Source organism: Thioalkalivibrio sp. AKL17 (assembly GCF_000377885.1).
Classification (GTDB): Bacteria; Pseudomonadota; Gammaproteobacteria; order Ectothiorhodospirales; family Ectothiorhodospiraceae; genus Thioalkalivibrio; species Thioalkalivibrio halophilus.
The window spans coordinates 215,150-227,809 of sequence record NZ_KB898766.1 but is presented as its reverse complement, the minus strand read 5'-3'; the positions used below and the strand labels follow the sequence as shown (position 1 = coordinate 227,809).

General features: G+C 71.1%; 12 protein-coding genes. 2 read left to right on the top strand and 10 right to left on the bottom strand.

All coding sequences use genetic code 11. From position 1 onward, the window contains the following. Window positions 1–24: 24 nt before the first annotated feature. The 7 genes from hflX to D577_RS0107135 form a co-directional block, all read right to left on the bottom strand. Window positions 25–1,398, bottom strand: a complete 1,374-nt coding sequence (gene hflX, locus D577_RS0107165) for a ribosome rescue GTPase HflX (protein ID WP_018946840.1) — start codon at window positions 1,396–1,398, stop codon at window positions 25–27. Between the two features lie 53 nt (window positions 1,399–1,451). After that, window positions 1,452–1,715, bottom strand: a complete 264-nt coding sequence (gene hfq, locus D577_RS0107160; RefSeq protein ID WP_018870352.1) for an RNA chaperone Hfq — start codon at window positions 1,713–1,715, stop codon at window positions 1,452–1,454. Window positions 1,716–1,787: 72 nt separating this feature from the next. After that, entirely contained in the window at window positions 1,788–2,723 is a 936-nt protein-coding gene (miaA, locus tag D577_RS0107155) for a tRNA (adenosine(37)-N6)-dimethylallyltransferase MiaA (RefSeq protein ID WP_018946838.1), read from the bottom strand. Beyond that, entirely contained in the window at window positions 2,723–4,639 is a 1,917-nt protein-coding gene (gene mutL / locus D577_RS0107150) for a DNA mismatch repair endonuclease MutL (RefSeq protein WP_018946837.1), read from the bottom strand. Before mutL ends, miaA begins: the two co-directional genes overlap by 1 nt. A 93-nt stretch (window positions 4,640–4,732) precedes the next feature. Beyond that, entirely contained in the window at window positions 4,733–6,106 is a 1,374-nt protein-coding gene (locus D577_RS0107145) for an N-acetylmuramoyl-L-alanine amidase (protein WP_051073631.1), read from the bottom strand. 194 nt (window positions 6,107–6,300) lie between these two features. After that, entirely contained in the window at window positions 6,301–6,801 is a 501-nt protein-coding gene (gene tsaE, locus D577_RS0107140) for a tRNA (adenosine(37)-N6)-threonylcarbamoyltransferase complex ATPase subunit type 1 TsaE (protein WP_051073628.1), read from the bottom strand. After that, entirely contained in the window at window positions 6,791–8,323 is a 1,533-nt protein-coding gene (locus D577_RS0107135) for a bifunctional ADP-dependent NAD(P)H-hydrate dehydratase/NAD(P)H-hydrate epimerase (protein ID WP_018946834.1), read from the bottom strand. Before D577_RS0107135 ends, tsaE begins: the two co-directional genes overlap by 11 nt. On the opposite strand from D577_RS0107135, the gene queG reads away from it, so the two are divergent. Next, the gene (gene queG / locus D577_RS0107130) at window positions 8,322–9,572 is read left to right on the top strand and encodes a tRNA epoxyqueuosine(34) reductase QueG (RefSeq protein ID WP_018946833.1); all 1,251 of its coding nucleotides are present in this window, start codon (window positions 8,322–8,324) and stop codon (window positions 9,570–9,572) included. The genes D577_RS0107135 and queG overlap by 2 nt on opposite strands. Here the strand turns inward: queG and pgeF are convergent. Continuing rightward, on the bottom strand, window positions 9,569–10,366 hold the full coding sequence (gene pgeF, locus D577_RS0107125; protein ID WP_018946832.1) for a peptidoglycan editing factor PgeF: 798 nt from the start codon (window positions 10,364–10,366) through the stop codon (window positions 9,569–9,571). The genes queG and pgeF overlap by 4 nt on opposite strands. Further along, on the bottom strand, window positions 10,363–11,325 hold the full coding sequence (rluD, locus tag D577_RS0107120) for a 23S rRNA pseudouridine(1911/1915/1917) synthase RluD (RefSeq protein ID WP_018946831.1): 963 nt from the start codon (window positions 11,323–11,325) through the stop codon (window positions 10,363–10,365). The genes pgeF and rluD overlap by 4 nt, the downstream gene beginning before the upstream one ends. Before the next feature lie 30 nt (window positions 11,326–11,355). Between rluD and D577_RS0107115 the strand changes: the two genes are divergently transcribed. Beyond that, window positions 11,356–12,258: an outer membrane protein assembly factor BamD gene (locus D577_RS0107115; RefSeq protein WP_018946830.1), complete on the top strand. Its 903-nt coding sequence runs from the start codon at window positions 11,356–11,358 to the stop codon at window positions 12,256–12,258. Between the two features lie 28 nt (window positions 12,259–12,286). On the opposite strand, the gene D577_RS0107110 is transcribed toward D577_RS0107115, so the two are convergent. After that, a complete protein-coding gene (locus D577_RS0107110; RefSeq protein ID WP_018870362.1) occupies window positions 12,287–12,625 on the bottom strand; it encodes a P-II family nitrogen regulator in 339 nt (112 codons plus the stop codon). Between the last annotated feature and the right edge of the window lie 35 nt (window positions 12,626–12,660).

The following is a 12,660-nucleotide window of genomic DNA, read 5'->3' as shown; positions in this document are numbered from 1 at the left end:
CCGGGACCCCGTCAGGGGGTGCGATCAGGCACCGGAGCCCGGTGCCGGGGCGCGCGCACCGGCGGCTTGCGCGTCCTCGGCGTCCCCGGGTTCCTCGCCCGGCCCCACGAAGGCCGTTTCCGGATCCAGCCCGGCCTCGCGGAACAGGTCCTGAAAGCGCCGCTCCGGCAGCTGCACCCGCAGGCGGATCGCACCCTCATCACCGGTCTGCTCGGCCTCCACGGCGTTCTCGTCGTACAGCCGACCGCGCAGCCGCCCGGCGGACGGCGGCACCTCGACCCAGCCACGGCGCATGGATTCGGTGAAGGACTCGGCCAGGCGCTGGTACAGCCGCTCTACCCCTTCGCCGGTTTGCGCCGACAGCCAGAAGGCCTCCTCGCCCTCGCCACCGGCAAAGCGCTCCGCCGCCTCGTCGTCGCGCTCCGGCAGGGTGTCGATCTTGTTGTAGATCCGCCAGCAGGGCACGTCCTCGGCGCCGATCTCCGCGAGCACGTCCTCCACCTGGGCGATGTGCCGCTCGCGCTCCGGGTCGGCGGCGTCGATCACGTGCAAAAGCAGCGCCGCCTCGCGGGTCTCGGTCAGGGTCGCCTTGAAGGCCGCCACCAGTTCGTGCGGCAGGTCGCGCACGAACCCGACAGTGTCCGCGAGGATCACCGACTGGTGCGGCGCCAGATCCAGCCGGCGCAGGGTCGGATCCAGGGTCGCGAACAGCTGGTCGGCCTGGTAAACGTCGGAATCGGTGAGGCGGTTGAACAGGGTCGACTTGCCGGCATTGGTGTAGCCCACCAGCGAGACGGTCGGCACCTCGTTGCGCAGGCGCGCCTGGCGCCCCTGCTCGCGCGTGCGCTCGACCTTTTCCAGTCGCCGCTCGATATGCTTGATGCGCGCCGCCAGCAGCCGGCGGTCGGTCTCCAGCTGGGTCTCGCCGGGACCGCGCAGGCCGATCCCGCCCTTCTGCCGTTCCAGGTGGGTCCAGCCACGCACCAGCCGGGTGGACATGTGACGCAGCTGCGCCAGCTCCACCTGCAGCTTGCCCTCGTGAGAACGCGCGCGCTGGGCAAAGATGTCGAGGATCAGCCCGGCGCGGTCCAGCACCCGGCACTGCAGGTGCTGTTCCAGGTTGCGCTCCTGGCTCGGCGACAGCTCGTGGTTGAAGATGACGAGGTCGGCCCCGTGCGCCGCCACCTGATCGCGAATGGCGTCCGCCTTGCCGGACCCCACGAACAAACGCGAGTCGGGACGATGGCGCGAACCGGATTCCACGGCCACCACCTCGGCCCCGGCCGAACGTACCAGCTCCTCGAATTCCTGCAGCTGGACCTCGAGATCGGTCGCACCGCCGATGGCCATGGCCACCAGCACCGCCCGGTCGCCACCGGTCTGCGGACGCTCAAACAACGCGCGACCACCCCCGATTCGGGACCGGACCATCCCGGAGGTGTACGACGCCCCTATTCATCCGCGGCCTCTCCGCCACTGGCCGCGGCGCTGTCTTCATCCAGCGGCATGCGCACCTGCCGCGCGGGCACGATGGTGGAGATCGCGTGCTTGTAGACCATCTGCGAAACCGTCGAGCGCAGCAGGACCACGAACTGATCGAACGACTCGATCTGCCCCTGCAGCTTGATGCCGTTCACGAGGTAGATCGACACCGGGATCCGGTCGCGGCGCAGCGCGTTGAGAAAGGGTTCCTGCAGCATTTGCCCTTTGGCCATCGGTACATTCCCTGGTTGCATTCGTCGGGGCCCGCGCCGCGGGCCGAAACCTGTAAAAAGAGTAGCATATCGTCAGCGTGATGCCGTCTCGCGCAGGGCTGCCAGGGCCTGCTCCGGGTCGACGGTTTCCGCCGGCAGCCGCGCGTGCAGCGGGAAGCGCCGCAGGCCGGTCAGCTGGCGCTTGGCCAGCTGCCGCGTCGCGGCGATCGCCCGGCTGCGGAACGTGGCGAAATCGACCTCGCCGGCCAGCCATTCCCAGCCCTGGCGGTAGCCCACCGCCCGCTGCGAAGGGTGTTCCGCGGTCAGTCCGGGGCGCGCGCGCAGGGCCCGCAACTCCTCCACGAACCCCGCCTCCAGCATGGCATCGAAGCGTTCGGCAATCCGCGCGCGCAGACGTTCCCGATCTTCCGGCCACAACGCCAGTGCGCACCAGCCCGCCGGCAGCCGCGCCTCGCCCCCCTGCTGGAAACTCGACAACGGGCGCCCCGTGGCCTCGAACACCTCCAGCGCCCGCAGGATGCGCTGCGGATCGTTGGGATGGATACGCCCGGCGGCCGCCGGGTCCACCGCCTCCAGGGCCTCATGCAGGGCCCGGGCGCCTTCCGTCTCCAGCCGGGCGCGCACCGCGGCGCGCACCGCTTCCGGCACCGGCGGCATGGGGTCGATCCCCTCCAGCAGCGCCCGCAGGTACAGCAGGGTCCCGCCCGCCAGCAGCGCCACGCGCCCGCGCGCATGGATCGCGCGGATGCAGGCACGGGCATCCGCGGCGAAGGCCGCCGCGTTATAGGTCTCCTCCGGATCCCGGATGTCCAGCAGATGATGCGGCACCCGCGCCCGCTCGTCCGCATCCGGTTTGGCGGTACCGATGTCCATGCCGCGGTACACCTGCGCCGAATCCGCGGTCACGATCTCGGCGTCCAGCCGCTGCGCGAGTTCCAGCGCCAGCCCGGTCTTGCCGGTGGCAGTGGGCCCGGCGAGCAGCACCACCGGCGGTTGCGGGACGTCCATCAGCGCCCGCGCATGAACAGCCCGTCGAGGGCAGCGTGATCCAGCTCCACCCAGGTCGGCCGGCCATGGTTGCACTGGCCGCTGCGCTCGGTGGCCTCCATGTCGCGCAGCAGCTGGTTCATCTCGGGCACGGTCAGCCGGCGCCCCGACCGCACCGAACCGTGACAGGCCATGGTGCTCAGCACCTCGTTGGCCGCCGCCTCGGTGCGCTGGCTGTGACCGCTTTCGGCCAGATCCCCCAGCACGTCGCGCAGCAGCGCCGGTGCATCGCGGCCCCGCAGCAGCGCCGGCGCCGCACGCAACCGCAGCCGTTCGCGCCCGCAACGGTCCACTTCGAAGCCCAGCCCGGCCAGCGTATCCGCCTGCTCCTCGGCACGGTCGGCCTCCGTCGGGGTAACTTCCACCTCCTCCGGCACCAGCAGCGGCTGGGCGGTCACGCGTTCACGCTCCCATTCGCGCTTGAGCCGCTCATAGGTGATGCGCTCGTGTGCGGCATGCATGTCCACCAGCACCAGCCCGCGGGCGTTCTCCGCGAGCACGAAGGTATCCGCGACCTGGCCGATGGCGAATCCCAGCGGGGGCATCTCAGCGTTGTTTTCCGTGCTGTCCGTGCGCCCCGCGCCCTCGGCAGCATAACCCGGCGCGGCACGTTCACCGACACCGGCAGCGGACGACGATTCCGGCGGCCGGAATGCGGCCCAGGCCGCGGCAAACCCGTCACCCCGCCCGGGATCCGCGCGTCCGCCACCCGCACCCCCGGACCCGCCCCCGACACGGCCCGGTGCACCGCCGGGCGAACCGTCCAGCAGGCCCGACCGCGGGCCGGCATCCGGATGCGGCCCGGGACCCTTGCCGGCGGCAGGACCGGAGTCGGGCACGGCCGGCCCGGCCCCGCCCCCCGCCACGTCACCGGCGTGACCGGCCTTCGCCCGCCCCAGCGCCGCGTGCAGGGCGTGGAAGATGAAATCGTGGACCATCCGCGACTCGCGGAAGCGCACCTCCTGCTTGGTCGGATGCGCGTTCACGTCCACCTGCGCCGGATCCAGCTCCAGCTCGAGCACGAACATCGGATGGCGCCCATGGTAGAGCACGTCCTGATAGGCCTTGCGCACGGCCGCGGTCAGTACCCGGTCGCGGATCGCACGGCCGTTGACGAAGAAATACTGCTGATCGGCCTGGGCCCGGGAACGCGCCGGGGAGCCCAGCCAGCCGGACAGCACCAGCCCGGAACGCTGCTCGTCCACCGGGAGCGCATCCGCCAGAAACGCCTCGCCCAGCAGGGCCCGCACGCGCGCCTCCGGATCCCCGGGGGCCGCCGGCAGGTCCAGGGTCACGCGGTCGTTGTGGCGCAGCACGAAGCCCACCTCGGGGTGCGCCGCCGCCAGGGTACGCAACACCGATTCGCAGTGTCCGTACTCGGTGCGCTCGGTGCGCACGAAGCGCCGCCGCGCCGGCACGTTGAAGAACAGATCGCGCACCTCGACCGTCGTGCCCGGCGGATGCGACGCCGGCATCACCTCGCCGAAGACATCGGAACCGTCCCCGGAAAGCTGCCAGGCGTTGCGCTCGCCGGGCACCGCCGAGGTCAGGGTCAGGCGCGCCACCGAGGACACCGACGGCAGCGCCTCGCCGCGGAAACCCAGGCTGTGCAGGGCCTCCAGGTCATCCATGCTGCGGATCTTGCTGGTGGCATGGCGCGACAGCGCCAGCGGCAGTTCTTCCCGCGCGATGCCACAGCCGTCGTCGGTCACCCGGATCAGGCGAGTCCCGCCCTGCTCCAGACGCACCTCGATGCGCGAGGCCCCGGCATCCAGCGCGTTTTCGACCAGCTCCTTGACCACCGAGGCCGGGCGCTCGATGACCTCGCCGGCGGCGATCTGGCTGATCAGCTGATTGGAGAGTTTCTGGATGCCCACGTCACGTCCCGGGAAAGCACTGGAGCGCAGGGTAAGGAAACACCGGCGAATGTGCACGTGCGTGCTCGCCGAATCCCGGATTCGGACCGGAAATCAGCTGCCGCGGGAGGGGACTTCCAGGACCTGACCGGTATAGATGGTGTCGCCGTTGACGCCATTGACCGCGCGCAGATCGGACAGGGAAACGCTGTATCGATCCGCGATCCCTGACAGGGTCTCGCCGGGGCGGATGATGTGCTGCTCCATGCCCCCGCCATCCGCGATCAGCGTACCCGGACGCGCATGGGTGGAGAAGTACGCCCGCAGGCCGGTCAGCAGGGCCTCGGCCAGCGACTGCTGGTAGCTGGAGCTGCGCAGGCGACGTTCGTCCTGCGGATTGGAAATGAAGCCGGACTCGACCAGGATGGACGGCACATCCGGCGAACGCAGCACGGCGAAATTGGCCCGCTCGACCTTCGGCCGACGCACCTTGCCCACCCGGTCCAGCTCGTCGATCATCCGCTCGGCCAGGGTGGAACTGGCCTCGAGGCTGCCGCTCTGGGCCAGATCCAGCAGCACGTTGCTCAGGGAATCATCACGGCCGTTCATCGGCACCCCGCCCAGGCGCATGTCGGCCTGATTCTCGCGCTCGGCAAGGAAGCGTGCGGCCTCGCTGGATGCCCCGCCCTCCGACAGCATGTACACCGAGGACCCGTTCACGCTGGGGTCCGGGAAGGCATCCGCGTGGATCGACATGAACACGTCGGCCTCCGCCTCCCGGGCGCGCTTGACGCGCTCGCGCAGGGGCAGGAAATAGTCGCCGGTGCGGATCATCACCGCCTCCATGCCCCATTCATCCTCGACCAGGTCCGCCAGCCGCTGCGACACTTCCAGCGCCACGTCCTTCTCGCGCGTGCCGTTGGGCCCGATGGCGCCGGGATCATGCCCGCCGTGGCCGGCATCGATGGCCACGATCACGTCACGCAGATCCTCCTGCGAGCGACCGCGACGCGGTTCGCGCTCCTCGCCCGCTTCCACCCGCGTGCCCGCCGAGCCGCTGCGCGTCAGGTCCAGCACCAGCCGGTGCGGGGCGCCCTGAGCCGGCATCAGCTGGAAGCTGCGCGGGCTCACGGCCTCGCGCAGATCCAGGACCACGCGCAGATCGGAACCGTTGCGCGGCGCGTGGCGCACGCCGTCGATCACCGAACGCGGGTGATCATTGACCTCCAGGCTGGCATCGGTGCTGGCGTTCGTCAGATCCACCACCAGCCGTTCCGGCGACTGCAGGCGAAACACCTCGTACTCGGCCTCGCCCTCCATGTCGAAGACCAGACGCGTGGTTTCTCCGTCCACGGACATGCGCAGGCGCTCGACGCGCGCCCCGGCCGCCGCCGGCAGGGGCAGCGTCGCCAGACCCAGTGCACCCAGGGCGCGCAGGATCTGGCGGCGATTCGGATCGATGTCGGAACGGTGATGGCCCACGCACACACCCCGGCTGGTCAGGGACTCCACTCTTATTGTGGACAGATCCTCTAAAAAAGCAACCCGGAATGTCGCGAATTTTTAGGAAGATACCAAGGTTTCTGCGTGTGCCCTCACAACCTTCCGCGTCATTCCCCGCGCGACCCCGCGAACCATTACCCACTACATGTGGTATTCGGCAAAACCGGCCACTCCCAGATCTATTCCTGTCCCGGCGCTGCTGCCAGCGCGGCGCGAGCGGCCTCGGCGGCCGACCCTTCCAGCCACAGCCGGCGCCCGAACTCCGGCCCGTCCGGATGTTCCTCGAGGTGCATGCGCAGATCCGGCTCCGGCAGCCAGCCGCAACCGCGCTCCGGCCACTCGACCAGCCACAGCACCCCGGGCCCGTGCGCCTCGCGCACGCCGAGGTACTCCAGCTCCTCCGGATCCCCCAGGCGGTAGAGGTCGAAATGCAGTACGCGCCGGGAATCCAGCTCGTACGGCTCGACCAGGGTATAGGTCGGGCTGCGCACCGTCCCCGCATGCCCCAGGGCCCGCAGCAGACCGCGCACCCAGGTGGTCTTCCCGGCGCCCAGGTCGCCCTCCAGATAGACCGTGCGCAGCCCCGGCACCGCCGCCAGCGCGGCACCGGCCGCCTCGGTGGCGGCCGCATCCGGCAGTTCCACCGGGGCTCCGTCGAAGGCCGGCCGGTCAGAAACCATCGTCGCCCCCCGCGGCGGCCGGCAGGGCCGCGATCAGATCCCCCGCCAGCATGCCGACGGTGCCCCCCAGGCGCCGCGCCGCGACGCGCCCGGCCGCCGCATGCCAGCCCGCCCCGATACGCGCGGCGCCCCGCGCGTCCAGGCCCTGTCCGCGCAACGCCGCGATCACGCCGGTGAGCGCATCGCCACAACCGGGGGTGGCCATCCCCGGATGGCCGTCGGTGACACAGTCGTACGGTCCGTCATCGGTGTCGGCGATCAGCGTCCCCGCCCCCTTGAGCAGCACGGTTCCACCAAACCGTACGACCAGCTCCCGCAGTCGCCCCGGTCGGTCGGCCTCCACCGCCGCGGCATCCAGGTTCAGCAGACGCCCGGCCTCGCCGGGATGCGGCGTCAGGACCCAGTCGTCGCTGCGCCGCGGGGTCTGCGCCAGCAGGTTGAGGGCATCGGCATCCACCACCAGCGGGCGGCCGGAATCGGCCGCCGCCAGCCACAGATCCCGCCCCCACGGACCCTGATCCAGACCGGGCCCGATGGCCACCGCGTCCGCCCGCTCCAGCCAGCGCAGCAGCTCCGGGCCTTCGCTCACCCCGCGCACCATGATCTCGGGGCGGTCACTGCAGACGAAGGCGGCATGTTCGGGATGCGTCAGCAGGGTCACGCGCCCGGCCCCGGCACGCAGCGCCGCGGTTGCCGCCAGCCGCCCCGCCCCGGCGAACCCGGGAGCCCCGCCGACGATCATCACGTGGCCCGCATCCCCCTTGTGGGCCCCGGGCCGCCGCCGCGGCAGACCCGCCCGCCAGTGCCCGGGACCAATGCGCCACGCCGCCGGTGCGAAGCTCTGCGCCAACGAATGCGGGAGATCGAGTGTGGCCACGCTGACCGTGCCCGCGCAGTCCACCGCAGCCCCGGTATGCAGTCCGGGCTTGTCGGCAATGAACGTCAGGGTGCGTGTCGCCCGCGCCGCCTGCCCGCGCAACGCGCCATTGTCCGTATCGACCCCCGAGGGCGCATCGGCCGCCAGCACCGCCCGGTCCGCACGGTTCAGCCGCTCGATCACCTCGCCGTAGACATCGGTCAGCGGACGCTGCAGACCGATACCGAACAGCGCGTCCACCCACACATCCGCAGTGGCGGGATCGAACGTTTCCAGCGGGTGGATTTCGCCCCCGCTCTCCTCCCACAGACGCCGGGCCCGCTTCCCGTCCGACTCCTCCCGCGCCCGCGAAGACCCCGCATGCAGCACCACCTCCAGCCCGGCCGCCCGCGCGCGGCGGGCCAGCACGAAACCGTCGCCGCCGTTGTTGCCGGGCCCGCAGAGCACCCCGACCCGGGACACCCCCGGCCAGCATTCCTGCAGATGCTCGAGCAGCGCCGCACCGGCCCGGTCCATCAACTCGCCCGGCGCCATCCCGGGCAGGGCCATGGCGGTGGCATCCAGCTCGCGCATGCGCGCGGTGTCGAACAACCGCTCGCCGGGCGCGGGGCTGGCCGGGGACGGGTGTGCAGGGGCATCATTCATGTCCGTTTCTCTCCTTGCTGGCCTGTCGATCGTGCCTGAGCATCCCGACCCGCGCCAATGCGCCGAACTCGCCGATCGCATCCGCCAATGGGGACGCGAACTCGGCTTCGCCGACCTGCGTATCGGCCCCCCCCGGGTCCCCGAGGCCGATCGCCGGCACCTGGACGCCTGGCTGGAGCGCGACTCCCACGGCGACATGCAATGGATGGCCGAGCGCGCGCCGCTGCGCCGCGACCCCGACGCCCTGGTTCCCGGGGTGCAGCGCATCATCAGCGTGCGCATGGATTACTTCCCGCCACGCACCCGGCGTCCGGCCGCCCAGCTGGCGGATCCCGAGGGCGCCTATGTCTCGCGCTACGCCCTGGGCCGCGACTACCACAAGCTGCTGCGCAAGCGACTGACCGAACTCGGCCGCCGGATCGAGGCCGAGGCACCGCACGGCTACCGCGCCTTCACCGACAGCGCGCCGGTGCTGGAGAAGGCCCTGGCGCAGCAGGCGGGGCTCGGCTGGATCGGCAAGCACACCAACCTGCTGGCCCGCGGTACCGGCTCGTGGTTCTTCCTCGGCGAACTGTTCACCGATCTGCCGCTGCCGCTCGATCCCGGCCCGGCCGAGGACCACTGCGGGAGCTGCCGCGCCTGCCTGGACGTGTGCCCCACGCAGGCCTTCCGCGGCCCGCACGACCTCGACGCCCGGCGCTGCATCTCCTATCTCACCATCGAGCTGAAAGGCTCGATCCCGGAAGACCTGCGGCCGCTGATCGGCAACCGCATCTACGGCTGTGACGACTGCCAGCTGGTCTGCCCCTGGAACCGCTTCGCCGAGGTCGCGGCCGAACCGGACTTCATCGCCCGCCATGGCCTCGACAGCGCCTCGCTGGTCGAGCTGTTCGGCTGGGACGAGGCGAGCTTCCTCGAACACACCACCGGCATGGCGATCCGCCGCATCGGCCACGAACAGTGGCTGCGCAACCTCGCCGTGGGGCTCGGCAACGGTCCGGCCACCGACGCGGCGCGCGAGGCCCTGGCCGCACGCGCCGGACACCCGTCGGCGCTGGTGCGCGAACACGTGGCCTGGGCGCGGGCACGCCTGGACGAACGGGCCGCCGGCCGGCTCGCCGAACCGCCGGCCGTCCCGGTGAAGGCGCTCACTCGCGCGCCGGTTGATCCGGCCGCACGGCCCGCGGGCACCCCCGCCTCGAAAGACGGAACCGCCGGGGAGCCCAAGGACCCGACGACCGGTTCCTAGGCTCCGGCCTCCGGGCGGATCCAGACCAGGCTCGCGAGGCGCCCGGTGGTGCCGTCGCGACGATACGAGAAGAACCGGTCGGGGGCGCTGAAGGTGCATTGGCCACCGCCATGCACGACCACGCCGGCCTGCGCCAGACGATCGCGCGCCAGCGCCTCCAGGTCCGCCAGCCAGTGACCGTCCCGCGCGGCCGGGCGAAAGGCCGCGGCCATCTCCGGCTGCACCGCCAGGAACCGCTCGCGCACCTCCGCGCCCACCTCGAAGGCGTCGGGGCCGATCGCCGGCCCCAGCCAGGCGTGCCAGTCCGCCTGCGGACGGGCCTCGCGCAGCGCCGCCAGCGTGGCCTCCAGGACCCCGTCCACCAGCCCGCGCCAGCCGGCATGCGCCGCCGCCACCGCCTCCCCGCCGGTACCGGCGAACAGCACCGGCAGACAATCCGCCGTCTGCACCGCGCAGACCCGGCCCGGCCGGGTGGTCATCACCGCATCGGCCTCCACCGGCGCGTCGGCGGCGGCCAGTTCTTCCGCGCGCACCACTCGCGTGCCATGCACCTGTGCCGGCCAGTGCAGCTCGGCGCCCGGCACGCCCCGCGCGGCCACCGCCTGCGCCAGACGGCGCCGGTTCCCGGCCACTCGCTGCGGATCGTCCCCGGTATGCAGCGCGAGATTCAGACTGGCCCATACGCCCTCGCTGATCCCGCCGACGCGGGTGGTCTGCAGAGCCCCGACTGCGGGGGCAGCGGGCCAGTCGGGCGTGATCAGGGCCGTGTCCGGCAGCGTGCCAGTGGCGTTCATGCCTGCGCCTCCGCGTGGGCGGCATCCGCGCGCAATACCTCCAGCAGCGAGGCGAAGTCCGCGGGCAGCGGCGCCTCGAAGGCCTGCGGCTCGCCCGTGGCGGGATGACGGAATTCCAGGCGCGCCGCGTGCAGCGCCTGACGCCGGAATCCGTTCACCGCCTCGCGCGCCGACTCGTCCATCCCGCGCACCGGTCGTGGCCGGCCGCCGTACACCGGGTCCCCCACCAGCGGGTGACGCAGATGCGCCATGTGCACGCGGATCTGGTGGGTACGCCCGGTCTCCAGGCGCGCGTTCAACAGGGTGTGGCCGCGGAAACGCTCGGCGACCCGATAATGCGTGGTCGCGAGCTTGCCCGCAGGGTTCACCGCCATGCGCTTGCGGTCCACCGGATGGCGGCCCACGGGCGCGTCCACCGTGCCGCCGGCGATCACCCGGCCGTGGACCAGCGCACGGTATTCGCGGTGCACGCTGCGTTCCTGCAGCTGACGCACCAGGGCGGTCTGCGCCTGCGCGTTGCGCGCGACCACCATCAGGCCGGTGGTGTCCTTGTCCAGCCGGTGCACGACCCCGGCGCGCGGCAGTACGCCGACCTCGGGCGCGTGGTGCAGCAGCGCGTTGACCAGGGTTCCCTGACGGTGACCGGCGGCCGGGTGCACCACCAGTCCCGCGGGCTTGTCGATCACCAGCACGTCGGCATCCTCGTACAGGATGTCCAGCTCGATGGCTTCCGGGGCATCCTCCAGCGACGGGGTCTCCGGCGGAATCAGTTCCACCGCCTCGCCACCGCGCACCGGCGTGCGCGGCCGCGGCTGCGCTCCGTCCACGCGCAGGTCACCGGCCTTCAGCCACTGCACCAGCTGGCTGCGCGAATACTCGGGAAACGCGCGCGCCAGGGCCGCATCCAGGCGCTGCCCGGCCTCTTCTTCGGGCAGGGTTGCCCGGCGTGGTTCGCTCATGCCCTCACCCTCCGGAGGCAGGCCGCGTCAATGTTCGTCAATGGTGTAGAATCCGGATTTCATCCGCGCACAACGGTTCGCAACGAGGTTTCCGTGCTCCCAGCTTCCACCCTGCCACGCCTGTTCGTCATCCTGATTGTGGCCCTGCTCCTGGCCGGCTGCGAAAGCTGGCGCGCCGATCCCACGGCCGGCTGGTCGGCCAGCCAGCTCTACAGCGAGGCCAAATCCGCCCTGGACAGCGGCAACTACAGCCAGGCCGTGGAATACTACGAGCTGCTGGAGGCCCGCTATCCGTTCGGACGCTTTGCCCAGCAGGCGCAGATCGAGATCCCCTACGCGTATTACAAGGCCGGCGAACCGGAACCGGCGCTCGCCGCGGTGGACCGCTTCGAGCAGCTCAACCCGCGTCATCCGAACCTCGATTACGCCTACTACCTGCGCGGCCTGATCAACTTCAACCGCGACCAGGGCTTCCTCAGCAACGTGTTCCCGATGGATCCCACCGAGATGGACCAGGGCCCGCTGATGGACGCCTACGAGGACTTCGACCGGCTGATCCGCACCTTCCCGGACAGCCCGTACAGTGCCGATGCGCATCCACGCATGGTGTTCATCATCAACACCCTGGCCGCGAACGAGCTGCGCATTGCCGAATTCTACATGGAGCGTACCGCCTGGGTGGCCGCCGCCGAGCGCGCGCGCCACGTGCTGGCGACCTACCCCAACGCCGACGTGATGCCGCAGGCGCTGTCGGTGCTGTACCACTCCTATCGCGAGCTGGGTCTGGATGACCACGCCGACGCGACCCTCAGCGTGCTGGAACTGAACGATGCCGAGGCCGCGGTGGCGGTGCGTGGCGGCGAGCACCTGTCGGTGGAAGTGGAACGTGGCGGCCTGTGGCGCGCCTTCGAGCGCCTGCCGTTCTTCAACTGAACGGCGGCGCCCCGCGACAGACGGCCCGTCAGAGGGCTTCGCTGCCCTCCTCGCCGGTGCGGATGCGCACCACGCGATCCATGTCGGAGACAAAGATCTTGCCGTCCCCGATCTTCCCGGTGCGCGACGCCTTCACGATCGCGTCGATGCAGGCATCCACGCGGTCATCGTCCACCACCAGCTCCAGCTTCACCTTGGGCAGGAAGTCGACCACGTACTCGGCCCCGCGATAGAGCTCGGTGTGGCCCTTCTGCCGGCCGAAGCCCTGGACCTCGGTGGCGGTCATCCCGGCGATGCCCATCTCGGTCAGGGCCTCGCGGACGTCTTCCAGCTTGAACGGCTTGATGATCGCCTCGATCTTCTTCATGCGAATCCCCCGGTCTGCGCCCGCGTCCGCGGGCG